The sequence below is a fragment of the Phytomonospora sp. NPDC050363 genome, from assembly GCF_040655735.1.
Lineage (GTDB): Bacteria > Actinomycetota > Actinomycetes > Mycobacteriales > Micromonosporaceae > Phytomonospora.
Genome location: NZ_JBFAKK010000010.1, coordinates 109,051 through 135,163, shown reverse-complemented (window position 1 = coordinate 135,163; position 26,113 = coordinate 109,051). Strand labels below are relative to the sequence as shown.

At 70.9% G+C, this 26,113-nt stretch carries 29 protein-coding genes and 1 pseudogene; 2 read left to right on the top strand and 28 right to left on the bottom strand.

The window, feature by feature from the left end; genetic code table 11:
- Positions 1-21: 21 nt before the first annotated feature.
- The 5 genes from AB0I28_RS25905 to AB0I28_RS25885 form a co-directional block, all read right to left on the bottom strand.
- Positions 22-1,728: a GMC family oxidoreductase gene (locus AB0I28_RS25905; protein ID WP_357497477.1), complete on the bottom strand. Its 1,707-nt coding sequence runs from the start codon at positions 1,726-1,728 to the stop codon at positions 22-24.
- Between the two features lie 32 nt (positions 1,729-1,760).
- Positions 1,761-2,525: an imidazole glycerol phosphate synthase subunit HisF gene (gene hisF / locus AB0I28_RS25900; RefSeq protein ID WP_357497475.1), complete on the bottom strand. Its 765-nt coding sequence runs from the start codon at positions 2,523-2,525 to the stop codon at positions 1,761-1,763.
- Between the two features lie 64 nt (positions 2,526-2,589).
- A complete protein-coding gene (locus tag AB0I28_RS25895; RefSeq protein WP_357497473.1) occupies positions 2,590-2,967 on the bottom strand; it encodes a hypothetical protein in 378 nt (125 codons plus the stop codon).
- 13 nt (positions 2,968-2,980) lie between these two features.
- The gene (locus tag AB0I28_RS25890) at positions 2,981-3,583 is read right to left on the bottom strand and encodes a hypothetical protein (protein WP_357497471.1); all 603 of its coding nucleotides are present in this window, start codon (positions 3,581-3,583) and stop codon (positions 2,981-2,983) included.
- A gap of 187 nt (positions 3,584-3,770) precedes the next feature.
- A complete protein-coding gene (locus AB0I28_RS25885) occupies positions 3,771-4,706 on the bottom strand; it encodes a hypothetical protein (RefSeq protein ID WP_357497470.1) in 936 nt (311 codons plus the stop codon).
- A gap of 134 nt (positions 4,707-4,840) precedes the next feature.
- Between AB0I28_RS25885 and AB0I28_RS25880 the strand changes: the two genes are divergently transcribed.
- Positions 4,841-5,278, top strand: a complete 438-nt coding sequence (locus AB0I28_RS25880) for an ASCH domain-containing protein (protein ID WP_357497468.1) — start codon at positions 4,841-4,843, stop codon at positions 5,276-5,278.
- Here AB0I28_RS25880 and AB0I28_RS25875 read toward each other — a convergent pair whose 3' ends face one another.
- The 14 genes and pseudogenes from AB0I28_RS25875 to AB0I28_RS25810 form a co-directional block, all read right to left on the bottom strand.
- Positions 5,279-7,228 carry a carbohydrate binding domain-containing protein gene (locus tag AB0I28_RS25875; protein ID WP_357497466.1) on the bottom strand — a complete coding sequence of 650 codons (1,950 nt, stop codon included), beginning with the start codon at positions 7,226-7,228 and terminating at the stop codon, positions 5,279-5,281.
- A gap of 173 nt (positions 7,229-7,401) precedes the next feature.
- Complete coding sequence (locus AB0I28_RS25870) at positions 7,402-7,800, bottom strand: RidA family protein (RefSeq protein WP_357497464.1); 399 nt, start codon at positions 7,798-7,800, stop codon at positions 7,402-7,404.
- Complete coding sequence (gene priA, locus AB0I28_RS25865) at positions 7,797-8,540, bottom strand: bifunctional 1-(5-phosphoribosyl)-5-((5-phosphoribosylamino)methylideneamino)imidazole-4-carboxamide isomerase/phosphoribosylanthranilate isomerase PriA (RefSeq protein ID WP_357497462.1); 744 nt, start codon at positions 8,538-8,540, stop codon at positions 7,797-7,799. The genes AB0I28_RS25870 and priA overlap by 4 nt, the downstream gene beginning before the upstream one ends.
- The gene (gene hisH, locus AB0I28_RS25860) at positions 8,537-9,166 is read right to left on the bottom strand and encodes an imidazole glycerol phosphate synthase subunit HisH (RefSeq protein ID WP_357497461.1); all 630 of its coding nucleotides are present in this window, start codon (positions 9,164-9,166) and stop codon (positions 8,537-8,539) included. Before hisH ends, priA begins: the two co-directional genes overlap by 4 nt.
- Positions 9,163-9,336: a hypothetical protein gene (locus AB0I28_RS25855; RefSeq protein ID WP_357497459.1), complete on the bottom strand. Its 174-nt coding sequence runs from the start codon at positions 9,334-9,336 to the stop codon at positions 9,163-9,165. The genes hisH and AB0I28_RS25855 overlap by 4 nt, the downstream gene beginning before the upstream one ends.
- A complete protein-coding gene (gene hisB / locus AB0I28_RS25850) occupies positions 9,333-9,941 on the bottom strand; it encodes an imidazoleglycerol-phosphate dehydratase HisB (RefSeq protein WP_357497457.1) in 609 nt (202 codons plus the stop codon). The genes AB0I28_RS25855 and hisB overlap by 4 nt, the downstream gene beginning before the upstream one ends.
- Before the next feature lie 45 nt (positions 9,942-9,986).
- The gene (locus AB0I28_RS25845) at positions 9,987-11,084 is read right to left on the bottom strand and encodes a histidinol-phosphate transaminase (protein WP_357497455.1); all 1,098 of its coding nucleotides are present in this window, start codon (positions 11,082-11,084) and stop codon (positions 9,987-9,989) included.
- Positions 11,081-12,391, bottom strand: coding sequence for a histidinol dehydrogenase (gene hisD, locus AB0I28_RS25840; RefSeq protein ID WP_357497453.1), 1,311 nt, complete (start codon positions 12,389-12,391; stop codon positions 11,081-11,083). The genes AB0I28_RS25845 and hisD overlap by 4 nt, the downstream gene beginning before the upstream one ends.
- Position 12,392: 1 nt before the next feature.
- Positions 12,393-13,229, bottom strand: coding sequence for a DUF2567 domain-containing protein (locus tag AB0I28_RS25835; protein ID WP_357497451.1), 837 nt, complete (start codon positions 13,227-13,229; stop codon positions 12,393-12,395).
- A gap of 49 nt (positions 13,230-13,278) precedes the next feature.
- Positions 13,279-14,055: pseudogene (locus AB0I28_RS25830) on the bottom strand (AAA family ATPase); the annotation flags it as partial.
- A gap of 343 nt (positions 14,056-14,398) precedes the next feature.
- The gene (locus AB0I28_RS25825) at positions 14,399-15,256 is read right to left on the bottom strand and encodes a hypothetical protein (RefSeq protein WP_357497450.1); all 858 of its coding nucleotides are present in this window, start codon (positions 15,254-15,256) and stop codon (positions 14,399-14,401) included.
- A gap of 74 nt (positions 15,257-15,330) precedes the next feature.
- Positions 15,331-16,260 carry an RluA family pseudouridine synthase gene (locus AB0I28_RS25820; RefSeq protein WP_357497448.1) on the bottom strand — a complete coding sequence of 310 codons (930 nt, stop codon included), beginning with the start codon at positions 16,258-16,260 and terminating at the stop codon, positions 15,331-15,333.
- Positions 16,257-16,880, bottom strand: a complete 624-nt coding sequence (gene lspA / locus AB0I28_RS25815; protein WP_357497447.1) for a signal peptidase II — start codon at positions 16,878-16,880, stop codon at positions 16,257-16,259. Before lspA ends, AB0I28_RS25820 begins: the two co-directional genes overlap by 4 nt.
- A 66-nt stretch (positions 16,881-16,946) precedes the next feature.
- On the bottom strand, positions 16,947-17,420 hold the full coding sequence (locus AB0I28_RS25810) for a TraR/DksA C4-type zinc finger protein (protein WP_357497445.1): 474 nt from the start codon (positions 17,418-17,420) through the stop codon (positions 16,947-16,949).
- Here AB0I28_RS25810 and AB0I28_RS25805 point away from each other — a divergent pair.
- A complete protein-coding gene (locus AB0I28_RS25805; protein WP_357497443.1) occupies positions 17,419-17,688 on the top strand; it encodes a hypothetical protein in 270 nt (89 codons plus the stop codon). The two genes, AB0I28_RS25810 and AB0I28_RS25805, sit on opposite strands and share 2 nt — an antisense overlap.
- 344 nt (positions 17,689-18,032) lie before the next feature.
- Here AB0I28_RS25805 and AB0I28_RS25800 read toward each other — a convergent pair whose 3' ends face one another.
- From AB0I28_RS25800 to murG, 9 genes are all read right to left on the bottom strand, one after another.
- Positions 18,033-18,770: a hypothetical protein gene (locus AB0I28_RS25800; RefSeq protein WP_357497441.1), complete on the bottom strand. Its 738-nt coding sequence runs from the start codon at positions 18,768-18,770 to the stop codon at positions 18,033-18,035.
- Positions 18,771-18,896: 126 nt separating this feature from the next.
- Positions 18,897-19,688 (bottom strand): DivIVA domain-containing protein, encoded by a 792-nt coding sequence (locus AB0I28_RS25795; RefSeq protein ID WP_357497439.1) that lies wholly within the window; start codon positions 19,686-19,688, stop codon positions 18,897-18,899.
- 64 nt (positions 19,689-19,752) lie between these two features.
- Complete coding sequence (locus tag AB0I28_RS25790; protein WP_357497437.1) at positions 19,753-20,058, bottom strand: YggT family protein; 306 nt, start codon at positions 20,056-20,058, stop codon at positions 19,753-19,755.
- Between the two features lie 19 nt (positions 20,059-20,077).
- Positions 20,078-20,659: a cell division protein SepF gene (gene sepF, locus AB0I28_RS25785; RefSeq protein ID WP_357497436.1), complete on the bottom strand. Its 582-nt coding sequence runs from the start codon at positions 20,657-20,659 to the stop codon at positions 20,078-20,080.
- Between the two features lie 97 nt (positions 20,660-20,756).
- Positions 20,757-21,479, bottom strand: a complete 723-nt coding sequence (locus AB0I28_RS25780) for a YggS family pyridoxal phosphate-dependent enzyme (RefSeq protein ID WP_357497434.1) — start codon at positions 21,477-21,479, stop codon at positions 20,757-20,759.
- Complete coding sequence (gene ftsZ / locus AB0I28_RS25775) at positions 21,476-22,576, bottom strand: cell division protein FtsZ (RefSeq protein ID WP_357497432.1); 1,101 nt, start codon at positions 22,574-22,576, stop codon at positions 21,476-21,478. Before ftsZ ends, AB0I28_RS25780 begins: the two co-directional genes overlap by 4 nt.
- Positions 22,577-22,760: 184 nt before the next feature.
- A complete protein-coding gene (locus AB0I28_RS25770; protein WP_357497430.1) occupies positions 22,761-23,477 on the bottom strand; it encodes an FtsQ-type POTRA domain-containing protein in 717 nt (238 codons plus the stop codon).
- Positions 23,478-23,501: 24 nt separating this feature from the next.
- Positions 23,502-24,920 (bottom strand): UDP-N-acetylmuramate--L-alanine ligase, encoded by a 1,419-nt coding sequence (gene murC / locus AB0I28_RS25765; RefSeq protein ID WP_357497428.1) that lies wholly within the window; start codon positions 24,918-24,920, stop codon positions 23,502-23,504.
- An 11-nt stretch (positions 24,921-24,931) separates the two neighbouring features.
- Positions 24,932-26,044, bottom strand: a complete 1,113-nt coding sequence (gene murG, locus AB0I28_RS25760; protein WP_357497426.1) for an undecaprenyldiphospho-muramoylpentapeptide beta-N-acetylglucosaminyltransferase — start codon at positions 26,042-26,044, stop codon at positions 24,932-24,934.
- Positions 26,045-26,113 lie beyond the last annotated feature (69 nt).

Here is a 26,113-nt window from a genome sequence, read left to right as displayed (position 1 = left end):
CACTTCTACGTCAAGTGCGCGTCAGTTGTGGCGCAGCGCGCCGAACGCTCCCTCCGGAACCGCCGGGTGGCGGGGCGCCACCGCTGCGACCCGCACGTATGCCTCTCCCTGCGCGGGTCGCGGATCGAGCTCGCCCTTGTTCGGCCAGGCCGCGAAGGCCCGCTCGGCCTGCGCGGTGATCGTCAGCGAAGGATTGACACCGAGGTTCGCCGAGACCGCCGAACCGTCGACGACGTGCACGCCCGGATGCCCGAAGAGCCGGTGATAGGCGTCGATCACGCCTCGGCCGGCGTCGGCGCCGATCGGGCAGCCGCCCAGGAAGTGCGCGGTCATCGGCACGTCCAGGATCTCGCCGACCGAGCCACCGGGAAAACCGTTGATCTCCTCGGCCAGCAGCCGCACCGCCTCCTCCGCCTCGGGGATGTGGCTCGGGTTCGGCGCCCCGTGGCCCTGCCGCGACGTCAGCCGCCCCTTCCACGGCCACCGTCGGCGCCGGAAGGTCGTCAGCGAGTTGTCGTGGGTCTGCATCACCAGGCAGATGATCGTGCGCTCCGACCAGCGCCGCACCGACAGCGAGCGAAGGAACGCCCCCGGCCGCCGGAACGCCGCCGCGAGGAACCGCAGCCAGCGGGGAACGCGTCCGCCGCCGGGGACCTGGATCGTCGACAGCAGCCCCATGGCGTTCGAGCCGCGCCCGTAGCGGACCGGCTCGATGTGGGTGTGGGCGTCGACGTGGACCGAAGAGGTGATCGCCACGCCGCGCGTGAAGTCGGGCCGCGAACCGTAGCGCCGGTCGCTCGTCTGCGCCCCGGCGAGCGCCTCGGAGTTGGTGCGGGTCAGTTCGCCGAGCCTCGCCGAGATGCGGGGCAGGCTCCCGTTGTCGCGAAGGGTGTGCAGCAGCGTCTGCGTGCCGTACGCGCCCGCCGCGACGACGACCTGGCCCGCGTGGACGGTCTCGGCGCGGCCGCCCTTCGTCGGCCGCGTCTCGACGGTGAAGCCCCCTGCGTCCTCGCGGACGCCGGTGACCGTTGTCAGCGGGTGGATGACCGCGCCGGCGGCCTCGGCGAGGTAGAGGTAGTTCTCGGTGAGGGTGTTCTTGGCGCCGTGGCGGCAGCCGGTCATGCACTCACCGCACTCGACGCAGGCGCGCCTGCCCGGGCCTCGCCCGCCGAAGTACGGGTCGGGGGCGGGCTCGCCGGGCGCCGCGCGGGTCCGGCCGTCGGCGTCGGCGCCGTCGCCGAAGAACACGCCGACCGGTGTGAGGGTGAAGCTGCTCCCCGCGCCGATCCGCTCGGCCGCGGAGCGCAAGTGCGTGTCCGCGTCCGTCACGGTCGGGTTCTCGCGGACGCCGAGCATGCGCCGGGCCTGGTCGTAGTGGGGTGCCAGTTCGGCGTGCCAGTCGGTGATGCCGCTCCACTGCGGGTCGGCGAAGAACTCACCGGGCGGCACGTAGAGGGTGTTGGCGTAGTTGAGCGAGCCGCCGCCGACTCCCGCGCCGGCGAGGATGACCACGTCGCGCAGGAGGTGGATGCGCTGAATCCCGTACAGGCCGAGCCGCGGTGCCCACAGGAAGCGGCGCAGGTCCCAGGAGTTTCGCGGCAGCGTCTCGGGCGTGTACCGGCGGCCGGCCTCGAAGACGCCGACCCGGTAGCCCTTCTCGGTGAGCCGCAGCGCGGCGACCGAGCCGCCGAATCCGGACCCGATGACGACGACGTCGTAAGCGGTCATCGCGACAGCATGACCCCGACGCCGGGCGTTGTCTAGCGACGCACCGGGTGACCCGCCTGGTCAAGTGCGTCCTTGACCTGCCCGATGCTCAGTGTGCCGAAGTGGAAGACGCTCGCTGCGAGCACCGCGTCGGCTCCCGCGCCGACGGCCGCCGGGAAGTCGTCGACCTTGCCCGCGCCGCCCGAGGCGATGACGGGGACGTTCACCGCCGACCGGATCGCCTCGATCAGCGGGAGGTCGAAGCCCTCGGTGGTCCCGTCGGTGTCCATCGAGTTGACCAGGAGCTCACCGGCGCCCTCACGGGCCGCGCGCGTGGCCCACTCCACGGCGTCGATACCGGTCCCCCGGCGCCCGCCGTGGGTGGTGACCTCGAAGCCCGAGTCCGTGCCGGCCGCGCGCCGCACGTCCAGGGACAGGACGAGGACCTGGCGGCCGAAGCGGCCGGCGATCTCGCCGATCAGTTCCGGCCGTTCCACCGCGGCCGTGTTGACGCCCACCTTGTCGGCCCCGGCCCGCAGCAGCGCGTCGACGTCGTCGACGGTCCGCACGCCCCCGCCGACCGTCAAGGGGATGAAGACCGTCTCGGCGGTCTTGCGGACCACCTCGAAGGTCGTCGCCCGCCCATGCGCGCTCGCGGTGATGTCGAGGAACGTGAGCTCGTCGGCACCGGCCTCACCATAGGCGCGGGCCAGCTCCACGGGGTCGCCGGCGTCACGCAGTTCGGTGAAGCGGACGCCCTTGACGACCCGCCCGGCGTCCACGTCCAGGCAGGGGATGACACGTACGGCGACTGGCATGGGATCGAGGGTACGGGGTCGGCGGGCGCCTCGCGGGGAGGCGCCCACCTGCTGGAACGTCGGTCTACTCGGGGGACACGATCTTCGTCTCCGGGCCGAAATGGCCGCCGGTGGCGAGGAGGACCTCGAAGACCCGGGAACCGTCGGCCGGTTCCCTCGCCACACCGAGGTCCCCGAAACCTGGCGCGGGAAGGACCGGCGTGGCACGGGGATCGTCGCCCGTCCCGTTCAGCGCACCTGAGGAGGCGGTCAGCAGAGCCGCGTGCCAGGCGGGCGAGTCGCTCGACCAGGCGAGCTCGGGAGCGTCGAAGCGTCCGTTCCCGGTGCCCATGTGAACGCCCGGCAGCACCCCGCCGCCCGCCGGCGGAGCGGCGAAGACGGCGAGCTCGTCGGCGCCGTCGCCGTTGAGGTCGGCCATGGTCGCCGTGGTGTCGGTGTTCACGCACCAGTCGAGGTCACCTGCGGGCGAGGTGACCGGCGCGGCGGAGAAGCCTCCGGAACTCGACAAGAGGGTGCGGGGAGCGGCGTGGCAGTTCCGGGTGTCGGGTCAGGGTCGGCAGTCCCTCGCTGTCGCGGCTCTCCGGCACCGCTCCCGCGTGTCCCCGGTCGGCGGGGAGGCCTTGGAGCGGAAAACCCTTGTGCGGGTTCCACGGCGTGGAGACCATGTCGGTGTAGGCCCCGAAGTAGACGTACGGGTGGGCCAGATCGCCGACCCAGCCGCCGGGGCCGTCCGGGGCGCATCCGGCCGTCAGCGGGCCGGGCACGTTCATTGATCCGGAAGCCATCGAGACACGCCACCGGTCGCCGGCGCGGTGGTATTGGACGCGGAAGCCGGACCGGGTGCCGTCGCTCCGGGCGATCACGTCGTGGTCGGCGGACTTGTCGTTCAGCCGTGCCCATGCCCCGACGGTGAAGGACGCGTCCGTGGGGACGACCTGGGCCGAGGTGCTCGTGCATCCCGAACCGTCCAGGTGGACGTCGGTACCGGAGTCGTTCACGGTCACCCCGTCACCGAAGCCGAGGTCGTGGCCGTAGCGCCAGCGGTTCCAGCCGGGCACTGGCGCATGGAGAGACGTGATCGTGTGCGCTGTTCCGGCGGCGTCGGTGGAGTCGAAGGGCCAGCGGTAGGAGGCGGCGGCGGCGAATCGCCCATCGAGGGTTCGCTCTCGTTGAGGGAGTGCATATATCCGACGGGTTCGACGCCGTCCGGCGGTGTGAAGTGGAGGGTCCGACGAACTGAAGAACCTACCGATACCCGTTCCTCGTGTACCCCAGCGCGAACTCCCCAGTGCCGTCGAAATACGCCGCCACCAGCTTCGCCGGGTCCGTCGCCGGCAGACCGCGCTGCAAGTCACTTCCGTCGTTGCCGTCGTCCCAGCCCCAGGCGGTGTTGGCGGCGTTGTCCTTGCCGTTGTCGCCTCGGAAGGTGCCGGGGGAGGCGAAGGTCAGGGCATCGGAGCGGCGGGACCAGAGACCGCCGGCGGCGAAGGTGTCCACAAGGGTGTAACCGACGCTGGAGTCGTTGCCGCCGGAGGGGACTTCGGCGGTGCCGGGGTAGTAGACGACGCCGTCGCCGCCGGGGAAGCCGGCGTTGTTCCAGGCGTAGAGGCCGTGGCCCTTGGCCTCTTGACGGGTGGTGGGGCGCGAAACGCCGTCGACGGTGCGCATGACCACGGTGCCGTCGATGTTCTCCCGGCCCGACGTGAAAGGGCTCCCGGCCGGCACGTAGGAGTAGAAGTCGCTGTGGGCGACGGTGATCATCGCCTCCAGCCTGCCGAAGGCACTCCCGTCGCGCCGGACGACCAGCAGGGCGCCCTCCATGTCGTTCTCGTGCGTGTGGAGCCCGAGCGGGTCGGCGAAGTCCTCCCAGTCCCTGGGGTGGAAGAAGGAGTAGACGATGAACCAGTGCGTCGAGGTCTCCACCACCGACTGGTACACCGCGCCGGTGAGGCGCGACGGGTCGTCGTCCTGGTGCTCCCAGTTGTTCCCGGCGTCCCAGTCGCCGTCGAAGCTCACCCGCGACAGATAGTCGGCGTCGTAGTCGCTGGAATCGGTGTCCTGATAGTGGACCGGCGCCCAGCGGGCGGCGAGCTCGGCGTCGGTCGCCGCGTGGGCCGCTCCGGGGAGCAGTAAAACGGCGGCGGTGGTGACGCAGGCCAAAACGGCGGCGCGGATCTTCACGGCGGCTCCAAAGGGGAGAGACGGGACGCCAGACTACTGACGGGTGCGCGGCCCGCACCAGGCCCGAGACGAGAGTTCACCGCGAATCCGATATCCGGTGGTCCGCGGTTCTCGCCTCCCGTACCGTCCCGCGCATGACGACCGACGCCTCCGGCCTCCCGCTCGCCGAGTTCGGCTTCCCCGGACCGCTCCGCGACCAGCTCGTCGCGGCCATCCTGTCCGGCGCGAAGACCTCCACGACCGGGGTGCTCGCCGACTACGAGTACTGCGGCGACCCGCTTCCGGTCGCCGGCGACCTGGCCGCCGTGGTCGACTCCGCCGGGCGCCGGGTCGCGATCATCGAGACCACGTCGGCCGTCGTGGCGCCCCTGTCGGCGGTGGACGCCCAACACGCCATCGACGAGGGCGAGGGCTACGACGACGTCCCCGGCTGGCGGGCCGCGCACGAGGAGTTCTGGCACGACAAGGAGTTCCGCGACGCCATCGGCGACCCGGACTTCACCGTCGACGAGGACACCCCGCTGGTGCTGGTGCGGTTCCGGCTCGCCGAGGTCCTCGACGAGCCGGCCTGATCACACCGCTCGCACCGAGACGTCGTCGCAGCGGCCCTCGCCGCCGCCCAGACGCGTGTAGCAGTAGACGCGTGCGGTCGTGTTCGACGGACCCGTGGTGAAGGTGACGGTGCCCGGCGCGTAAGCCGTCGTGGTGAACGCCGGCATCCGGGCCTCGGTCCCGCCGTGGTTCTTCACGCCGATGACCAGCTCCGTCCCGGTGGCGCTGACCCGCCCCCAGCCCGACAGGACGTAGGTCGTGTTCGGCGCGACCGCCACGGTCTGTTCGACCGACGCCGGCGACGGGCCGGCGCGCAGCCCGTAGGTTCCGCTGTGCGCGGCGGCGGTGGTGACCGTCGCGCTGTTCCACGGCGTCCACCCGGCGGTCGTGCCGCTCTCGAAACCGCCGTTGGCGACCAGGTTCGGCGCCTGGCAGGTCCCGTCGCTGAACGCCGACGCCTGGTGCGCGCCCCGGTCGGGCGCGCAGACGGCGGGTACGGGACCACCGAAGTAGTCGCGGCCGCCGTTGCCCGCCACGACCGTACCGGTCCCCTTCGCCGGCGAGGCACTCTGAAGCCGGTGTCCCTCGGGTCCACCGCCGGGCGCCACCAGCAGCGGGTCGGCGGTGCTCTTGCCGGGGTCGGCCGGTTCGCTCGCGGGGTGGCTGCCGTAGAAGGTGTTGTCGCGCCAGGTGTGGTCGGCTCCGCCGGTGTAGCCGCCGCTGCCGAGGTTGTAGACGATGTTGTTCGACCAGGTCGTGAAGGTGTTGCCGCCGCCGTCCTCGATGATCTTGGTGGTCGAAGCGCTCGGCAGGTAGAAGGTGTTGTTGTAGATCCGCGCGGCCTTCTCCCCCACGGCGTAGAGGATGCGCGAGCCGTCGTTGACCGACAGGTTGTAGCGCACGACCGTGCCCGTTGAGCTGGAGGCACCGCCGCAGGCCCCGCAGAACAGCATGAAGCCGCCCTCGTTGTCGTGGCTGTAGTTGTACTGGAAGACCACCCCGCGGTTGCCGAAGTCGGAGTCGAAGGCCATCCCGTCATTGGTGCCCGCGACGCGGTTGACCCGGTAGACCTCGTTGTACTGCACGATCGTGTTGTCGCTGTTGATGGTCCACAGACCGGCGTTGTTGCCCGGTGAGCGCAGCGCCACGTCGTAGACCTCGTTGCCCTCGACGCGGGCGCCGTCGGCCACCCGCATCACTAGCCCGTCGCCGGCGATGTCGTGGATGACGTTGTTCCGGTAGACGACGTTGGTCGAGGCCAGCCAGTTCTCGGTGCCGGTGCAGCCGTAGACGGCGCGGCATCCCCAGCTGGACCCGGTGGTCAGTCCTTCGCGGTCGACGGCGCGGATCTCGCTGTTCTCGACGACCACGCCGTCGAAGCGGGTCGGAATCGCGGTGCCGCTGACCCGGAACTGGATGCCGTTGCTGCCCTTGGAGTCGCCGCCGTTGACGTCGTGGACGTAGACGTCGTCGACGCGGTAGCCGCGGCCGACGCCGATGTCGGCGATCTCGACGAGCAGGCCGTTGCGCTCGGCGACCGTGGTGCCCTTGTTGGTGATCTCAAGGCCGCGGACGACGACCTGTTGCATGTTGAGCAGGTGCACACCGGCGTAGACGGTGCCGCCGCCGTTGACGACCGGGCGGGTGGTGCCGCTGCCGTAGGCGGCGATCGTGATGGGTGCGGCGGCCGTGCCCGAGCCCTTGGGCGCGAGCCCGCCCGCGCAGGCGACGCCCCGCTTGAGAAGGAGCTGGTCGCCCGGCGCGAGGGTGACCGCGTTGGCCTGGGCGAGAGTGCGAAACGGCGCGGAGGCGCTGCCGTCGCCGCCGCTGCCGGAGCAGTCGACGTAGTAGGCGCGTGCCTGCGCCGAGGGTGCGGCTCCCGCCGCGGAGGCGGGGACTAACGCCGCCGTGAGCAGTAGGACGGCGAGCGCGGCGGTGCGCAGAGGACGGTAGATAGAAATCGGTTTCACTGGAAGCTCCTTTGCCACGTGAAAGCGCTTGCCGGATACCGTGCCCGAGCACTGGAGTGTTGTCAATGGTCGGGGATTATGTTGAGTGGCAACGGTTTCTAGTGGAATCGTGACCAGAGTGGCCGAAGGGCGCGAAAAAGGCCGTGCCCCACGGGGCACGGCCTCGACAGGGGTCACTCCCCCTCGGTCTTCTCCCGGTAGGCCTCGACCTCGACCTCGACCAGGTGGTCGGGATGGAGCAGCCGCGCGACGACCACGAGCGTGGCCACCGGCCGCACGACGCCGAACAGGTCGCCGTGCGCCTTCCCGACGGCCTCGGCGTACTCCGGTGCGGTCACGTACATGCGCGTGCGCACGACGTCGGCGACGCCCGCGCCGAGCTCGACCAGGGAGTCCAGCGCTATCCGGAACGCCTCGCGGGCCTGCGCGTAGGGGTCTCCGACATGGGCGACGACGCCGTTGACCGTCGAGGTGCTGCCCGAGGAGAGCACCCAGGGCCCGACCGCGACCGCCCGCGAGTAGCCGTACTGCTGCTCCCAGCGGCCGCCGGAGTCGATCCGCCGCACGGTCACCGCCCGGCGCTCCCACCGGACTCGCGCAGCACGCGCAGCGCGTCGGTGACCGAGAAGTTGCCCTCGTACAGGGCGGTGCCGACGATGACGCCTTCCACGCCGTCGCCCGCCAGCGCCGAAAGGGCGCGCAGGTCGTCGAGCGTCGAGACGCCGCCGCTGGCGATCACCGGCTTGTCGGTGCGCTCGCAGACCTCCCGCAGCAGCGCGAGGTTCGGTCCCGACAGCATCCCGTCGGAGGGAACGTCGGTGACGACGTAGCGCGCGCAACCGGCCTTCTCCAGGCGGGCGAGCACTTCGAGGAGTTCGCCGCCCTCGCGGGTCCAGCCTCGGGCGGCGAGGCGTCCTTCGCGCACGTCGAGGCCGATGGCGACGCGGTCGCCGTACTCGCCGACGACGCGGTCGCACCACTCCGGGTCCTCAAGGGCGGCGGTGCCGATGTTGACACGGGTGGCCCCGCTGTCGAGGGCCAGACGCAGCGAGGCGTCGTCGCGGATCCCGCCGGACATCTCGACCTTGATGTCGAGGGCGGCGGTCACCTCGGCCAGCAGCGGGGCGTTGCTGCCCCGGCCGAAGGCGGCGTCGAGGTCGACGAGGTGGATCCACTCGGCGCCCTGGCTCTGCCAGTTGCGGGCGGCCTCCAGCGGGTCGCCGTACTTGCGTTCGCTGCCGGCGACGCCCTGCACGAGTTGCACGGCCTGGCCGCCGGTCACGTCGACGGCGGGCAGCAGTTCGAGTGTCACGAGATTTCCCCTACCCAGTTGGCGAGGAGCGCGGCGCCGGTGTCGCCGGACTTCTCCGGATGGAACTGTGTCGCCGACAGCGCGCCCTTGCGCACCGCGGCCAGAAACCGTCCACCATGGACGGTGGTGGCGATCTGCGCGCCGGCGACCTCGGCGGGCGCGGCGTAGGAGTGCACGAAGTAGAAGCGCGCGTCGGTGCCGATCCCCTCGAAGAGGGCGAAGTCCGGGTCGGCCTCGACGGTGTTCCAGCCCATGTGCGGCACGCGGACCGAAGGCAGCAGTTCGGCGTCGAGGCGGGTCACCGCGCCGGGCAGCAGCCCGAGGCCCTTGGTGATCACACCGTGCTCCTCGCCGGTCTCGAACATGACCTGCATGCCGACGCAGATCCCCAGCACAGGGGCGCCGGCGGCCACGCGTTCGGCGACGACCGGGCCGAGCCCGATCTCCTCGATGCCGGCCATGCACGCGGCGAAGGCGCCCACCCCGGGAACGACGAGCCCGTCGGCGTTGCGGGCGGCCGCCAGGTCGGCGGTGACGGTGACCTTCGCGCCGGTGCGGGCGACGGCCCGCTCGACGGAGCGGAGGTTGCCGCTGCCGTAGTCGGCGACGACGATCTCGGCGGTCATTCCCCGCCGCCAGGCAGGAGCCACAGGACGCCGCCGGCGATGGCGATCAGGCCGACGAGCAGCAGGAGGCCGACGGCGAGCTTGCTTCCGCCCTGCTTGTGCACCGAGTAGGCGCCGCCGCCGAGGAGGCCGCCGAGCCCGAGCAGCAGGATCGGGAGGACCGAGTTCACAGGATGCCCTTCGTGCTGGGCACGCCGGCGGTGCCGTCCAGCCGCACGGCGTCGCGCAGGGCTCGCGCGACGGCCTTGAACTGGGCCTCGACGACGTGGTGCGCGTCGGGCTTCTGCCCCGGGTTGGACGCGCGGATCACCGAGACGTGCAGGGTGATGCGGGCGTGGTGGCCGAAGGACTCCCAGATGTGGCGGGTCATGCTGGTCGGGTACTGCGGCCCGATCATCGGCGCGAGGTCCAGCGGCTCCTCGTGGACGACGTAGGGCCGTCCCGAGAGGTCGACGACGGCCCGGACGGCGACCTCGTCGAGCGGGACGGTGGCGTCGCCGAAGCGGCGCACGCCCGCCTTGTCGCCGAGGGCCTCGGCGAAGGCCTGGCCGACGGCGATGGCGGTGTCCTCAAGGGAGTGATGCGCATCGATGTGCAGGTCACCGTCGGTCTGCACGGACAGGCCGAAGCCGCCGTGCTTGCCGAGCTGGTGGAGCATGTGGTCGAAGAACCCCACGCCCGTCGACACCTCGACCGCACCGGGCGTGTCGAGGTCGAGGGCAACGCGGATCTTCGTCTCCCCGGTCTTCCGCTCGATGACGGCGGTCCGGCTCATCTGCTACTCCTCAAGGATGGTGCGTCGTTCGTGGGCGTGCGGGGCTCACACACCGGTTTCGGCCAGGACCGCACGAATCGCGGTCAGGAACGCGTCGACCTCGGCGGCGGTGCCCGCGGTGACCCGCAGCCAGCCGTCGAGCCCGACGTCGCGGATCAGCACACCTCTATCTACCAACGAGCGCCACACCGCGCGGGAATCGGCCGGCACCCCGAAGAGTACGAAATTGGCGTCGCTGGGCACCACCGGCAAGCCCAGCGCCGTCAGGCTCGTCACCATCCGGTCGCGCTGCCGCTTGATGTCGTCCACGGTGGACAGCAGGGTCGCGGCGTGAGCGAGCGCGGCCCGCGCGGCGGCCTGGGTCAGCGCCGAGAGGTGGTAGGGCAGGCGCACCAGCTGGAGGGCGTCGACGACGGCCGGGTCGGCGGCGAGGTAGCCCAGCCGCGCGCCGGCGAAGGCGAAGGCCTTGCTCATCGTGCGGGTCACGACCAGCCGCTCGTGGCCCGGAAGCAGGGTCAGCGCGCTTTCGGTGCCCTGGCGGGCGAACTCGGCGTAGGCCTCGTCGACGACGACCAGGCCGGGCGCGGCCGACAGGACGGCGGTGAGCACTTCCGGGCGCAGCGCCGTACCCGTCGGGTTGTTGGGCGAGCACAGGAAGACCACGTCGGGACGGTGCTCGGCGATCTGCGCGACGGCGTGGGCGGCGTCGATGTCGAAGTCGTCCTCGCGCTTGCCGTCCACCCAGTCCGTGCCCGTGGCCGCGGCGATGATCGGGTGCATCGAGTACGCCGGGGTGAAGCCGAGGGCGCGGCGGCCGGGGCCGCCGAACGCCTGGAGGAGCTGTTGGAGGATCTCGTTCGACCCGTTGGCGGCCCACACGCGCGGGACGTCGAGTCCGTACCCGAGGTAGCCGGCGAGGTCGGCGCGCAAGGCGACGGCGTCGCGGTCCGGGTAGCGGTTGAGGCCGCGCACGACCTCGCCGATCGCCTTCTCGATGTCGGCGGCGACCTCATCGGGCAGCGGGTGGGAGTTCTCGTTGGTGTTGAGTTTGACGGCGACGTCGAGTTGGGGAGCGCCGTAGGGGCTGCGGCCGCGCAGGTCGGGGCGCAGCAGGTCGCTGATGGTCCTGCCGTCGGCGCTCATGCTTCGGTCCGCTCTCGGCTTCGGGCGAAGCGCACGGTCACGGCCGTGCCGTGCGCGGGCAGGTCCTCGGCCTGGGCGAGGGTGGTGACGTGACCGGCGACCTCGCGCAGCGCCTGCTCGCTGTAGTCGATGATGTGCACGCCGCGCAGGAAGCTCTGCACCGACAGGCCCGGGGAGTGCCGGGCGCAGCCGCCGGTGGGCAGGATGTGGTTCGATCCGGCGCAGTAGTCGCCGAGCGAGACCGGTGAGTAGGGGCCGACGAAGATCGCCCCGGCGTTGCGGACCCGCATGGCGAGCCCGCGGGCGCCCCTGGTCTGGATCTCCAGGTGCTCGGCGGCGTAGGCGTCGACGACGCGCAGGCCCTGTTCGAGGTCGTCGACCAGGATGGTGCCCGACTGCTCGCCGGACAGGGCGGTGCCGATGCGGCCGGCGTGCTTGGCGGCGGCGACCTGGTCTTCGAGTGCGGCGTCGACGGCGTCGGCGAGCGCGGTCGAGGTCGTGACCAGGACGCTGGCCGCCTTGGGGTCGTGTTCGGCCTGGCTGATGAGGTCGGCGGCGACGTGGACCGGGTCGGCGGTGTCGTCGGCCAGGACGGCGATCTCGGTGGTGCCTGCCTCGGCGTCGATGCCGACGAGGCCGCGGACGGCGCGTTTGGCGGCGGTGACGTAGATGTTGCCGGGCCCGGTGATCATGTCGACGGGTACGCACTCGTCGGTGCCGTAGGCGAACATGCCGATCGCGGCGGGTCCGCCGACGGCGTAGACCTCGTCGACGCCGAGCATCGCGCACACGGCGAGGATGGTGGCGTCGGGCAGGCCGGTGTCGCGCTGCGGCGGGCTGGACACGGCGATGTCGGGGACACCGGCGGTCTGGGCCGGGACGACGTTCATGACGACGCTGGAGGCGAGCGCGGCGAGGCCGCCGGGCACGTAGAGGCCCACGCGGCCGACCGGGATGAAGCGTTCGGTGACGACGCCGCCGGGGACGACCTCGGTGACGACGTCGGCGCGGCGCTGGTCGGCGTGGACCTTGCGGACGCGTTCGGTGGCCTCGGTGAGGGCGGCGCGAAGCTCGGGGTCGAGGGCGTCGAGGGCGTCGGTCAGGGCCTGCGCGGGGACGCGCAGGGAGCCGAGTTCGACGCCGTCGCGTTCGGCCGTGATCTTGCGGATCGGCTCGGCGCCGTGATGCCGGATCGCGTCGAGCAGCGGCTGGATCTCGTCCAGGGCCGCCGCCACGTCGAAGGTCGCGCGGGGAAGGAGTCCCTGCGGAATGGACGCGGTACCTCGAAGATCAATGCGGTTCAGCACCCTACGAGGGTAGACGACCCGCGGTGGGACTCCCACCATCCGGGGGCGTGGTCTGCATGGTGGGAAGGGTGGTCTCGGTCTCCCGGCTCAGGGACTGGTAGCGCGACCAGCCGGCCAGGACGGTGTAGACGAACACGGCGGCCAGGGCCATGGTGGCCAGCACGCCGAGTTGCAGGTGCCCGCCGACGTCGAGGAGGTTCCCGGTCAGGACGCTGTCCCAGGCCGCACCCGGATCGAAGTTGATCATGAGGAGCTTGGGCGGGCGGAAGATGTGCTGGCCCGGTTCGGCGGCGGCGAGCATGTCGTCGAAGCCGAGGCGGCCCCACCATTCGCCGAACAGCCACGCGACGACCTGGCAGGCGATGGAGCCCAGCACCAGTGCGGTGACCTGGATCGGGCCGCGCGCGCGGCGCAGCAGCGCCCACACCAGGATCGCGGCGACGACGCCGAAGCCGAGGCCGAGGAAGGTGAAGACTCCGTCGTCGCCCGCGTAGCCCTCAGGGCTCTCCGTGGTGTAGCGAAAGCCCGTCTCCGTGGCGACCAGCTCGACGCGCGGCGCAAGGGCCTGCCAGAGCAGGGCGAGGGGGATGCCGAGCACCGCGAGGACGCCGACGACGATCCCGCCGGAGGCGAACTCGCTCCCCAGCGAACGCCGGTGAGCCGGCGACGGCACCGCGTCGGCGGAGTCGGCGCGGGTCTCGCCGGTGCCGGGCGAAGCGGCCTCGTACGGACTGGCCCAGGCGTCGCCCGTGGCGGCGGTGTCGTTCGGGGCGTCGTTGGTCCGCGTTGCCGAACCGGGCTGGCCCGGGTCGCGCGGATCTGGCGAGGCGGCTGTCACGCGTAGATCCTGCCATGCCCGCGTGACCGGCGCGCGACCACGGCGTCGGTCACCCGATGCGCTCCACGATCGCGTGCGCCGCGGTGATCCACGCGTCCCTGGTCGGCTGCTGGAGCATCGAGTACTGGATGCTCGAACCGGCCTCCAGGGTCGGGTCGTAGGGCACCACGGCGACCCGCCGGGTCCGGGTGTTGAAGTGCGCGGTCAGGTCGGTCAGCAGCGAGCCGGGGTTCGGCGTGGGGCACGACAGCAGCGTCACGGCGTTGGCGACGAGGTCGCGGTGGCCGTTCTCGATGAGCAGGTCCAGCATCCAGTCGGCGGCGAAGGCGGCGTCCTCGCGGGGGACGGTGGTGATCACGAGCTGGTCGGCGGCCTCGATGACGGTCCGCCAGTTCGGGCTCTCGACGTTGTTGCCGGTGTCGATGCACACGATGTCGTGGGTGCGGGTCAGCACGTCGAGGACGCGCAGGACCGTCGACGGGTCGAGCTTCCCGGCCAGCTTCGGGTCCTCGTCGCCGGCGAGCACGTCGAAGGAGCCGTCGGTGGAGTGCCGCAGATAGTCGTCGATGCGCTCGGTGATCTGCGGCCCGGCGGCCTCGACCTGGATGAGGTCGTTGACCAGATGGCGGATCGTGCGCGCGTGCCGGGCGGTGCCCGCCCGCAGGCCGAGGGTGCCGCGCAGCTCGTTGTTGTCCCACGCCACGACACCGCGTCCGCGGACCGTGCCGAGCGTGGCGGCGGCGAGAACCGTCGCGGTGGTCTTGTGCACGCCGCCCTTGGGGTTGGCGAAGGCGACGACCCGGCAGCGGCCGAGGTCGCGGCGAAGCTCCTCCATCACGACCGTGGCGACCGGCAGCGCGTGCCTCGACTGGCCGTAGCCGTAACCGGGGCCGGGCTGCGTCGGAACCTGCGGGGCGAGCGGCGGATCGGGCTCGGGGGCACGGTGACTGCGGGCGCGACGGTCGAACAGAGCCCGCCACCTGGGCACACTCTCCTCTTGGCCGTACGGCGTCCTTATCGACTCCACACTCGCCTCCCGACTGCGCTCACGTGAATCCCAAGGCTACGGATGCCGGGGCACCCGGCGCACCTGGCCCGGGTGCTTTCGGGTGGTTTCGGTGGGAAAATGACTTGGCGCGAGATCCCCACGCCCACCGATTCTCCCCCGCTCATCGCGGAGCCTTGGACGCGGGTGCGGCACCGACCGGCGGATCGTCCTCACTCAAGCCGCTGCCGGGCGGCCCGGCCATTCCCGGCTGCTCGGGCAGCGCGGGCAGGAACACCGCGCGGTCGAAGCTCTGCATCTCCGGCGCGGCGTCCACCGCACGGACCAGGTCGAGGCCGGACAGCTCCAGCAGGTTCTGCGGGGTGGACCGCACGACCACCGCGTAGGCGCACTCGCAGTGCGCACGGTAGGCCTCGGCCTCGTCCTCGGCCAGCGCCTGCGCGGTCAGGTAGATCTCGCGCTGCCGCTTCTCCTGCTCGCTGTCGCCGGTGAGCTTCCCGGCGAGGCCGGCGTAGGCGGCGGCGTCGGCGTCCTTGCTCGCGGCGGCCCGGTCCATCTCGGCGAGCAGGTCCCCCGGCATCGAGGCGATGTCGAGCGAAATGATCTCGGTGGGCGCGTTCGGCAGCGGAACGCGCGCGTAGACCCGGGCGACGGCGTGCCCCTTGGTGATCTCCCCGACCGCGTCGGGCCCGAGGTAGGCCGACAGCGACACCAGCGCCCACGTCGGCGACGTGGAGTGCTCGGCGAGCTGCGCCAGTTCCACCCGCGAGTCCTCGGCGTACTCGGGGATCGACTCGCCGTCGTTGACGCCGACGCGCACGACCGGGCCGCTGTCGTCGACATGCTCGGTCGGCTGGTCGGTGGACCACACCGCGGCCACGACCAGCAGAGCGCAGCCGATCAGGGCCGTCGAGGTGATCACGCGCCTGCGGCCGGTCCCCGCCTGCATCCAGCGGATGCCCCGCCCGACGGGGGGCAGGAGGCGGCGGTCGATACGGCGGAGCAGGTCACCGAGGCCCATGAGGGGGCACCCTCCGAAGTAGAGCGCGTGGTCGTCGGTCGGGCGGTCCGCGCCGAGCGGGCCCGCCGCTCCGGTCAGCCTCGCAAGATGTCGAGCGCGTGCGCCAGGTCTTGAGGGTAGTCGCTGTGGAACTCCACCCACTGTCCCGAACCCGGGTGGGTGAAGGCAAGGCTTCGCGCGTGCAACCACTGCCGGGTGAGCTCCACCCGCGCGGCCAGCGTCGGGTCGGCGCCGTAGGTGAGGTCGCCGACGCAAGGGTGGCGCAGGGCCGAGAAGTGCACCCGGATCTGGTGCGTGCGGCCGGTCTCGAGCTTGACGTCGACCAGGCTCGCGGCCGGGAACGCCTCGACGGTGTCGTAGTGCGTGACACTGGGCTTCCCGCCGGCGGCGACGGCGAACTTGTAGTCGTGATTGGGGTGCCGGCCGATGGGCGCGTCGATGGTGCCCCGCAGCGGATCCGGATGCCCTTGGACCACCGCGTGGTAGCGCTTGTCGACCTCGCGCTCCTTGAAGGCGCGCTTGAGCAGGGTGTAGGCCCGCTCGCTCTTGGCGACGACCATGATCCCGGTGGTGCCGACGTCGAGCCGGTGCACGATCCCCTGGCGCTCGGCGGCACCATGGCTGGAGACGCGGTGCCCGAGGGCGGCGACGCCCGCCGTGACGGTCGGGCCGGTCCAGCCCGGACTGGAGTGCGCGGCGACGCCGACCGGCTTGTCGATCACCACGATGTCGTCATCGGAGTAGATGACCGAAAGGCCCTCGACCTCCTGCGGCTCGGTCTCCTCGGCGGCGCCCGGCGGCGGCGGGAGGCGCACCTCCAGCCACGAACCCCCGGCCACCCGGTCGGACTTCGCCGAAGCCGAGCCGTCGACGGTCACGTCGCCCTGCTCGATGAGCTCGGCCGCGGTCGTGCGCGACAGCCCGAAAAGGCGCGCGACGGCCTGGTCGAGGCGGGAGCCTTCGAGTCCGTCGGGTACCGGCAGCGACCTCTCCACACCGGTCACCGGCGGTCTTCCTTCACGGTCTCTCCCGACTCGCCGTTCTCGGCCTTCTTATCTTCCTTGCGGTACCGCGTGCCGTCCATGCGGCGGCCGGTGAGCTCCAGGAGCACCACCAGGCACACGCCGATCACCAGCGAGGAGTCGGCGAGGTTGAAGACCGGGTAGGCCTGCCCGCCGGGCTCGAAGGGACTGATGAAGTCCACCACGTGCCCGTGGAAGACCCCGGGCGCCCGGAAGACGCGGTCGACGATGTTGCCGAGCGCGCCGCCGAAGACCAGCCCGAAGGCGATCGCCCACGGCAGCGACCGCACCCGCCACACGTACGCGGCGATGGCGGCGCTGACCGTCATCGCGACGATGGACAGCACCCACGTGTACTCGCTGCCCATGCCCCAGGCGGCGCCGCCGTTGCGGATCAGGTCGAAGTAGATCAGCCCGCCGAGCAGCTTCACGGGCTCGCGTCCCTGGAGGGACTCGACCGCGATGGTCTTGGTGAGGATGTCCAGCGCGATCGAACCCAGCCCGACGGCGAAGAACACACCCAGGACGAACCCGCGGCGCCGAACCGACTTCGGCCGCGCGGCGGTCACCTCGACGTCCTCGGCGGCCTCACCGGCCGGCACTTCTCCCGTACTCAGCGCGCTCCTCCAAGCTGGCACCTCGCCGGGATCATCCGCGAACGGAAGGGCTCACCGGCGTTCTTCGAGCTGTTTGCAGTCCACGCAGAGGGTAGCCGACGGGAAGGCGGCCAGCCGAGCGGCCGGAATGGGCTTGCCACAGCGCTCGCACATGCCGTAGTTGCCCGCCTCCAGGCGCTCCAGGGCGTGCTCCACCTGGATCACCCGCTCGTGCATGGTGTTGGCGAGGGTGATCTCCTGCTCGCGCTCAAGGGTCTTCGAGCCGGTGTCGACCTGGTCGTCCCCGGCGGAGTCGGCGAGCCGGTCGCGCTGCAGCTCGGCGATGTCGGTGACGGTCTGCGAGTACTCGGCGCGCAGTTCCTCAAGCCGCTCGGTGAGGGCGGCCCGGATCTGCTCGACCTCTTCGGGGCTGCGCTGCGCGGCCTCGACCGCGGCACTGGGCGCGGTGGTCTTCTTGGCGGCCGCCTTCTTCGTGGCAACGGTCTTCTTCGCCGGCGTTCCGCCGGTCGCCTTCGCAGCTGGCATGGTTGCGCTCTCCGGAGGGGTCTTGGTGGGGGTGGATTTCGCGCCGGCCTTCGTGGCCAGAGACGACGCCGGAGCGTCGGTCACCGCCGTGTCCCCAATGGACTCCGCGGCGGCCTTTGCGTTGGTGGACTCGGCCGCCGAGGTGGGCTTGGCGGCAGTGGTGGTGTTCGCCGTCGACGACCGGCCGGTGCCGGCACCCGCAGCGGCCTTCTTCCGCGTAGCCGTGCCCGAATTCCGATCGCCCATGGCCGCCCCCCGGCAGGTATAAAACAGAGCGCGGCATGCGCCGCGCGTGAGGACACATAATACGCCCACACACCGCCGCGACACAATCACCTCACGCGACCGGCCGGCACCGGTCCGTCGCGGACTTCTCGCCCGCACCCCCGCTGAGCGGGGACGGAACCCGATCCGCTCCACAGAGGACAGTGCGACCCGAACGGTCGCGCCCCGGCGGGCCGCCCTGCGGACCGGGAGTGACTCCGGGCACGGTGACGCGGGAAACAGCGTCGACGGTGTTGGCATACCGTCCGTTTCCCCTTTTCGGGGCGAGCGAAACCGCCGGACGGCCAAGCCGCCCGGCGGTCGAGTTCTCGCTTACCGTCCGAACCCTCAGCGCCCGCTGCGCACGCTCAGGTCGGCCAGCACGTCGGCCGTCGGCTCGCACAGCCCGCAGGGCGTGAAGCCCAGCTCGACCGCCTCATTGACGGCGAGCGGCTCATCCTCCTTGCCGAGGAGGTGCACGCACCCCGCGAGGTGGTACCTCGGGCGGCCGTCGACCACCTGGACCGGCACGGTGAGCCCGGACAGGCGCGTCCGGTCGATGCGCGTGATCGACATCGGTCCCGGCTCGTCGGCCAGGTCCTCGTCGAGCTCGGCGTCCTCCGGTTCACCCGAGGACGACTCCGCGACAGCGGCCGTGGGTGCTGCCACCCGGCGCGCGGGCGGCGGCGTCTCCGGACGCGACTCGACGCGGGCCTCGCGTTCGAGCTGTTCGAGACGGTCGAGGCGATCCGAGCGGTCGAAGCGCCCCTCGCGATCCCCACCGCCGATCTCATCCAAATCGGCGGCGCGGTCGTCGAAGCGCTCCCGGCGCGCGTAGGCCGGCTCCCGAAGGGTCCGCCGCTCCTCGCGCGAGCCCGTGCCGCCGGCCAGGTCCTCGAAGTCCCCGGCCGCGTGCTCCTCGGCGTCCTCGTCACGCCCGGCGGACCGGGCACCCAGGTACAGGCCGATACCGGCGATGACACTCGCCGCGATCGAACCCACGAGGAACAGGTCGTTGTGATTCATCAGGCCGGTGACCAGCAGACCGGCCGCGGCCACGAGAATCAGTAAACTGCCGACGATCATTGCGAACCCCCCTTACGGGACGATTGGTGTGCGGTGGTGGCGGCACACGGATGCCCCCCGGCAACCGCGCGAAACGCCACACACCAACCACACGTAACCATCGTCACATTGAACTACATGCCCGATTTAGTCCGTCGGCAGCCCACCCCGGGTGCCGTTGAACCCACCGGTGAGAGCCGCGGCACCGGCCGGGACGCCGTTGCGGCCACCCTCGACCGCTCCGACCTCGACGCCTTCGACGACACCGTCGGGGCGACCCGTCAGGTCGCGCAGCTGGCTCTCCAGGTACGCCTTGAGGCGCGTGCGGTACTCACGCTCGAAGGCCTTGAGCTCCTCGATGTGCTTCTGCAGCGCCGCGCGCTTGGTCTCCAGGGTGCCCATGACCTCCTGGTGACGCTGGCGGGCCTCACGCTCAAGGCTGTCCGACTTGGCGCGCGCCTCGCGCACGAACTCCTCGGACTGCGCACGAGCCTCGCCGAGGACCTTGTCGGCCTCACGGCGGGCACTGTCGACGTGGTCGTCGGCGGTGCGCTGGGCCACCATCAGCAGACGCAGTGCCTGCTGCTCGCCCTGCTCGGCGTCGGCCGCGCTGACAGCGCCGCCCACTCCGGGCCCGGCGGCACGAACCTGCTCGAGCTCCTGCTGCGTCGCACGCAGCTGTTGCTCGGCGGCGGCCTTGTCAGAACGCAGACGCTCCAGCTGGGCGGCCATCTCCGCGTTGTCGGCGACGCCGGGACCGGCACCCGCCCGGAGACGCTCGACCTGCGCACGCAGCTCGCTGTTCTCCTCGATCAGTCGGGCGAGCTCCCGCTCCACCTCGTCGAGGAAGGTGTCGACGTCATCCTCGTCGTACCCTCGCTTTCCGAGCATGGGTTTCTTAAACGCGACGTTGTGAACGTCGGCCGGGGTCAGCGGCATCCGAAACTCCTTGGGTCAGCCTGCGGGCGGTGCGAGGCCGCCGGGAGTCGACAGTGGAGTGTCGTCACCCCACCGCCGATTCCATCAGCGACCGCACGACCACCTGCTTAAGCACGTACACGATTAGCAGCAACGCCATGAAGGCGAGGTCAACGGACACCGTACCAAGCCGAAGCGGCGGAATCATCCGTCGCAATACTTTCAGGGGAGGGTCGGTAGCACTAAAGACCAACTCCATCCCGACGGCAGCACGGCGCCCCGGATGCCACCGGCGAGCGAAGGCCAGCACCTGTTCGGCGACCAGCCGCCCGATCAGCAGCATGAAGAAGAAGTAAAGACACAGGTAGAGCACCTGCCAGAAGATCCCCATGGGAGGCGGCGTCCTCGTCTCAGCTCTGGTTGAAGAACTCGCCCCCAGCGATCTTGGCCTTGTCCTCTGCGGTGACCTGAACATTGGCCGGTGAGAGCAGGAACACGCGGTTGGTCACGCGCTCGAAGCTACCACGCAGCCCGAACACGAGCCCGGCGGCGAAGTCGACCAGACGCTTCGCGTCCGATTCGTCCATCTCCGACAGGTTCATGATCACCGGGACCCCGTCGCGGAAGTGCTCACCAAGGGTGCGCGCCTCGTTGTACGTGGTCGGGTGGAGGGTCGTGATCCGGTAACCGGCACTCTCCTCGGCCATCGGCGACCGCTCGGCGGTCAGCTGGGGCGCCAGCGCGAGGTTGTCCCGCGTCAGCGGTGTGACCGATCCCCCACTGCGGGGGAGCGAGCGGACGTTGCCCCGCTGCACCGGCTCGATCCGGCGCACCCGCGAGGTGCGGGTGGTCGCGACCGGCCGCTGCTGCTCGGCGTCGTCGAACTCGTCGCCGTCGTCGAAACCGTCGTCATAACGGTCGCCTGAGTAGTGGCGGTCATCCTCGTCCTCGATGAGGCCGAGCCAGACACCTGCCTTGCGCATCGCGCCCATCGGACCTTCCCTCCCGTGCCGCAGGTTGAGCCGGGGCCGTCCGGCCCCCCATGGAGGATGCGAACCACATCTGTGTAGTTCGATCCTCGCCGCCAGGCTACCTGAGATGGGAGCGGGATCCGAGCAGTATTGATCCGATCCGTACGAGTGTCGCGCCGAAACCGATCGCCTGGGGGAAATCCCCGCTCATTCCGGCCGAGATCTCGACCGCTTCGGGGACGGCGGCTCTGACCTTTTCGGACAGTGCGGCGACCTGCTCGAAGGCCCGCTCGGGCGTCCAGTCCATGGGCGCCACGGCCATGATCCCGCGCAGCGCGAGCTCGGGCCGGGAGGTGACGCTGTCCACAAGGGCGCCCAGCTCGCTCTCGGCGACTCCACCGCGGGCGGTGTCGCCGTCGACGCTGACCTGGATGAGGCAGCCGAGGGGCGACTCGCGATCCCGGGCGGCGTCGGCCAGGGCGGTGACCAGGCCGGGGCGGTCGACGGAGTGCACGAGGTGGGCGTAGGCGGCCACGGACTTGGCCTTGTTGCGCTGCATCCGGCCGATGTAGTGCCAGTGGACCTCGACGCCGGCCTCGCGCAGGGCGGCGGCCTTCGCCGCGGCCTCCTGGTCGCGGTTCTCACCGATCTCGGTGATGCCGAGCCCGGCCAGCGACATGACGTCGCCGGCCGGGAAGGTCTTGGTGACCGCGATCAGCCTCACCGTGTCCGGTGCGCGTCCCGCCTGCGCGCAGGCGTGCTCGATGCGCTCCCGTACGTCGGCGAGGTTGGCGGCCAGTTCCGACCGCCTCGCCTCACCCCGCTCGTCGGCGGTGGTCATGCCCCGTTCTTCAGGAAGTCGGGGACGTCGACGTCGTCGAAGAGGACCTTCGACGGCTGGGTCGGCGGGTGGTGACGGACGGGCTCGACGGGCTGCTCGACCCGCTCGGCCGGGATCGGCCTGGTCGCTTCGACGGGCTTGTAGGTCGGCTCGCCGCTGTCGAACCCGGCGGCTATGACGGTGACGCGCACCTCGTCACCCAAAGCGTCGTCGATGACCGCACCGAAGATGATGTTGGCGTCGGAGTGGGCGGCGTCGGTGACCAGCTGGGCGGCGTCGTTGATCTCGAAGAGACCGAGGTCCGATCCACCCGCGATGGACAGCAGGACCCCCCGGGCCCCGTCCATGCTCTGCTCCAGCAGCGGGCTGGAGATCGCGGCCTGGGCGGCCTCGACGGCACGGCTCTCGCCACGGGCGCTGCCGATGCCCATGAGGGCCGAACCGGCACCGCTCATCACGCTCTTGACGTCGGCGAAGTCCAGGTTGATCAGGCCAGGGGTGGTGATCAGGTCGGTGATGCCCTGGACACCCGACAGCAGCACCTGGTCGGCGAGCCGGAAGGCGTCCATCATGGAGATGCCCCGGTCGCCCATGTGCAGCAGTCGGTCGTTCGGGATGACGATCAAGGTGTCGCACTCGTTGCGGAGGGAGTCTATTCCCTCCTCCGCCTGCGACTGCCGCCTCTTCCCCTCGAAGGAGAAGGGGCGGGTGACCACGCCGATCGTCAGCGCGCCGATCTTGCGGGCGATGTTGGCGACCACCGGCGCGCCGCCGGTGCCCGTGCCACCGCCTTCGCCGCATGTCACGAAGACCATGTCGGCGCCCTTGAGCACCTCTTCGATCTCGTCGCGGTGGTCCTCGGCGGCCTTCTGGCCGACCTCCGGATTGGCGCCGGCGCCCAGTCCCCGGGTCAACTCGCGGCCGACGTCGAGCTTGACGTCGGCGTCGCTCATCAGCAATGCCTGGGCATCGGTGTTGATGGCGATGAACTCGACGCCTTTGAGCCCCGCCTCGATCATCCGGTTGACCGCGTTGACTCCACCGCCGCCGATGCCGACAACCTTGATGACCGCTAGGTAATTATGTGGAGGTGTCATCGGATGCCTTCCCTTCCCCTGGCCGGCCCGATGTTGAGAGGTGGGCTCGACGCGCAAGCTCTAGATCCTGGTGAGTCCCAATAGGGCGGTCATGTTCAATACGTGCCTGTCCGCAAAGTATGGTGCTCATCCCCGGCAGCCAAGGATGCGCCCCGGCGTGTCGCCGATCTTCGCACATATTCCCCTAATCGCGGACTGTCGGCACCCCGGGGGCACTGACATCGAGATGATCGGCCGACCGTGCCAATAGGACGGTCGCCACCTCCGACTTGGCCACGTTGTCCGTGGCGTCTCCCCAGAAGATAGTCCGTCCGCCCTTGAGCCGCAGCTCAATACGGGTGGGAGCGGGTGCCGAGATGGACAAGAGTTCGGCTCGCAAGCGCTCGCCCAATGAGGACAGAACACTGAGGACGCCGATCGTGGCGGGATCTTGTGGCCCGGGCGTTTTCAGTTCGACCGGCCAGATTCCCGGCGGAATCTCCTCGACCGTGCGGTACGCCACTCCAGAACTGTCCACCAGACCCACTCCCCCATCACCCGGAACGGCGAGATAGGGCGTGCGCTCGGTGATCTCCACGACAAGCGTGTGCGGCCAGTCGCGGGACACGATCGCCTCGGCGACCGGCGCGACGCCCCGTACCCGCTCGGCCACCTCATCGGTGTCGATGGCGGCGAGGGCGGTTCCCTTCGCAACGTCGGCGGCCAGCCGGATCCGGTCGGTCTCGACGAAGGTCGCGCCCTTGACCAGGACCTCGGTGACCGCGAAGGCGCTCGAACCGTAGAGGATCCAGGCCCCGGCGACGGTGAGGACCACCGCCGCCAGGATCCCGAAGCGCATGGCGCGGCTGATTCGCGGCAGTTTCGTGGCCCGGGCCAGTTTGACCAATTGCCAGTCGCGCACTCGCGCCCCCTGTGTGTCGTTGTCCTATGTGTTCGACGGACCGCCCAGCGCCGCGAGGATCACCGGCGGCATGAGCGACAGCGGTGGTGCCCCCATGGTCACCACCAGGTCGCCCGGCCGGACGCGCGAGGCGACCTCGCCGGGCACGTCGTCCCACTCGGGGACGAAGACCTTGTCCTCGTCGGGCAGCGCGACGGCCGCGTGGAGCGCCACGCCGCCCTCGCTGAGCGGCACGTCCTCGCCGGGACCGAAGACCTCCATGACCACGACCTGGTCGGCGATCGCGAGGGCCTCGGCGATCTCGGCGCGCAGGTCCCTGGTCCGGTATGCACGGTAGGGCTGGAAGACCACGATGAGGCGGCCGCCTTCGCGGATGCCGGCCAGCGTCGACAGCGCGGCCTTCATCGCCGTCGGGTGGTAGGCGTACTCGTCGTAAACGCGCGCGCCCCCGGCCTCTCCGCGCAGCTCGAAGCGGCGGCGGACCCCGCTGAACGAGGCGAGACCGGCTCGCACCTGCTCGGGTTCCAGGCCGAGGCGCAGGGCGGCCAGCAGCGCGGCGGCGCTGTTGAGGCCCAGGTGCGCGCCCGGGACGGGCAGGAAGAACTCGCCGAGCGGGGCGTCCTCGTAGGTCGCGTGGTACGACACGCCGTCGCTGGTGGAGTGCACCTTGTCGATGCGCAGGGTCGCGTCGGCGGCGGTCCCGTAGGTGGCGACGTCGCGGCCCTCCGACCGCAGCGTCTCGGCGATGCGGCGGGTGCGCTCGTCGTCGGCGCACAGGATGATCAGGCCGTCGGCGTCGGTGGCGCGCCCGAACTCCGCGAAGGCCGCCTCCAGGTTGTCGATGTCGCCGTAGTTGTTGAGGTGGTCGGCGTCGACGTTGGTGATGATCGCGATGTGGGGCCGGTACCGCAGGAAGGTCCGGTCGTGCTCGTCGGCCTCGATGACGATGAGGTCGCCGTCGCCGTGCTGACCGCTGCTCCCCGACACCGAGGCCTCGCCGCCGTTGACGTAGGACGGGTCGAGGCCGGCGCCGACGAGGATCTCGGTGGTCATCGCCGTGGTGGTGGTCTTGCCGTGCGTTCCGGCGATCACCACCGAGCGGCGGCCGGTCATCGCGGCGGCGAGCGCCTCCGAGCGGTGCATGACGCGAACGCCTCTGCGGTGGGCTTCGGCGACCTCGACGTGGGAGTCGGGGATCGCGGTGGAGCGCACCACGGTGTCGACGCCGTCGAGGTTGGCGGCCGCGTGCTCGCGGTGGATCGTCACACCGAGGGCGGCCAGCTCGGGCAGGGACGGCCAGTCGTGCAGCTCGCTGCCGCCGACCGGCAGGCCGCGGGTGGCGTAGAGGCGGGCAAGGCCGCTCATGCCGACGCCGCCGATGCCGATGAACAGGACACGGCCGAGGTCCTCGGCGGTCACGCCGTCATCTGTGGGTGAGTGCATGGGTTCGATCTTCATCCGCGGGCCACCGATTCGTACATGAACTCGCGCAAGGACTCGTCACCGTTCGTGCGGCCGAAGGCCCGCGCGCTGGCGCCCATCTGCGCCAGGCGCGAGGAGTCGAGCAGGATCGGGATCAGATCGCGCACGACGAGTTCGGGCGAGAGCTGCTCGTCCTCGACGAGCAGGCCGCCGCCGGAGTCGACGATCGGGCGGACGTTGCGGTACTGCTCCTTGTTGCCCCACGGGAGCGGCACGTAGGCGGCGGGCAGTCCGACGGCTGCCACCTCGGCGCAGGTCATCGCCCCGCCCCGGCACATGACCAGGTCGGCGGCGGCGTAGCCGAGGTGCATCTCCGACAGGAACGGCATCGTCACGTACGGCGCCGCCAGGCCCGAGGGAACCTCGACGGGATCGTCGCGGCGGGCACCGATGACGTGCAGGACCTGGATGCCGGCGTCGGTGAGGGCGCGGGCCGAACCGAGGACGGCGTTGTTGATCGAGCGGGCGCCCTGGGAGGCGCCGAACACGAACAGGGTCGGCCGGTACGGGTCGAGCCCGAAGTGCTGGCGGGCGGCGGCGCGCTGCGCGGCCCGGTCGAGCGTGGAGATGTCGCGGCGCAGCGGGACGCCGGTGACGGTGCCGCCTGCCAGCATCGGGACCGTGCGGGTCAGGTGCTCGAAGCCGATGGCGAGGTTGTTGCTGTAGCGCATGGCGAGCTTGTTGGCGAAGCCCGGCGGGTCGTTGAACTCGAAGATCACCATCGGCGTCTTGCGCGACTTCGCCGCGAGGTAGGCCGGCACCGAGACGTAGCCGCCGAAACCGACGACCACGTCGGCGGAGACCTCGTCGAGCAGTTCCCGGGTGACCTTGCGGGCGCGGGCCATGCGCGGCAGGGTCAGCACGAGATCCATGTTGACCTTGCGGGGAAGCTGGTGGGCCGGGACCATCCGCAGGTCGTAGCCGTGCTTGGGGATGATGTCGGCCTCAAGGCCCTTGGGCGTGCCGATGCAGGTGATCCTGATGTCCGGGTCATGCCGCCGAAGGCAGTCGGCGTAGGCGAGGAGAGGGTAGATGTGCCCTCCCGTCCCTCCCCCGGCGAGCACCACGGAACGGATCGGGGTCATCTGCATGCACTCCTTTTGTCGTCTCGCGCCACGAGCACGGCGAGGGGGAACGGCTACTTGGTCCGGGTC

Bases quoted from the DNA above. Each gene is read 5' to 3' on its own strand.
- AB0I28_RS25905 (WP_357497477.1), bottom strand. From the start codon at position 1,728: ATGACCGCTTACGACGTCGTCGTCATCGGGTCCGGATTCGGCGGCTCG.
- hisF (WP_357497475.1), bottom strand. From the start codon at position 2,525: ATGCCAGTCGCCGTACGTGTCATCCCCTGCCTGGACGTGGACGCCGGG.
- AB0I28_RS25880 (WP_357497468.1), top strand. From the start codon at position 4,841: ATGACGACCGACGCCTCCGGCCTCCCGCTCGCCGAGTTCGGCTTCCCC.
- hisH (WP_357497461.1), bottom strand. From the start codon at position 9,166: ATGACCGCCGAGATCGTCGTCGCCGACTACGGCAGCGGCAACCTCCGC.
- hisB (WP_357497457.1), bottom strand. From the start codon at position 9,941: ATGAGCCGGACCGCCGTCATCGAGCGGAAGACCGGGGAGACGAAGATC.
- AB0I28_RS25845 (WP_357497455.1), bottom strand. From the start codon at position 11,084: ATGAGCGCCGACGGCAGGACCATCAGCGACCTGCTGCGCCCCGACCTG.
- AB0I28_RS25825 (WP_357497450.1), bottom strand. From the start codon at position 15,256: ATGGGCCTCGGTGACCTGCTCCGCCGTATCGACCGCCGCCTCCTGCCC.
- AB0I28_RS25805 (WP_357497443.1), top strand. From the start codon at position 17,419: ATGGTTGCGCTCTCCGGAGGGGTCTTGGTGGGGGTGGATTTCGCGCCG.
- AB0I28_RS25810 (WP_357497445.1), bottom strand. From the start codon at position 17,420: ATGCCAGCTGCGAAGGCGACCGGCGGAACGCCGGCGAAGAAGACCGTT.
- AB0I28_RS25800 (WP_357497441.1), bottom strand. From the start codon at position 18,770: ATGATCGTCGGCAGTTTACTGATTCTCGTGGCCGCGGCCGGTCTGCTG.
- AB0I28_RS25795 (WP_357497439.1), bottom strand. From the start codon at position 19,688: ATGCCGCTGACCCCGGCCGACGTTCACAACGTCGCGTTTAAGAAACCC.
- AB0I28_RS25790 (WP_357497437.1), bottom strand. From the start codon at position 20,058: ATGGGGATCTTCTGGCAGGTGCTCTACCTGTGTCTTTACTTCTTCTTC.
- sepF (WP_357497436.1), bottom strand. From the start codon at position 20,659: ATGGGCGCGATGCGCAAGGCAGGTGTCTGGCTCGGCCTCATCGAGGAC.
- AB0I28_RS25780 (WP_357497434.1), bottom strand. From the start codon at position 21,479: ATGACCACCGCCGACGAGCGGGGTGAGGCGAGGCGGTCGGAACTGGCC.
- ftsZ (WP_357497432.1), bottom strand. From the start codon at position 22,576: ATGACACCTCCACATAATTACCTAGCGGTCATCAAGGTTGTCGGCATC.
- murC (WP_357497428.1), bottom strand. From the start codon at position 24,920: ATGCACTCACCCACAGATGACGGCGTGACCGCCGAGGACCTCGGCCGT.
- murG (WP_357497426.1), bottom strand. From the start codon at position 26,044: ATGACCCCGATCCGTTCCGTGGTGCTCGCCGGGGGAGGGACGGGAGGG.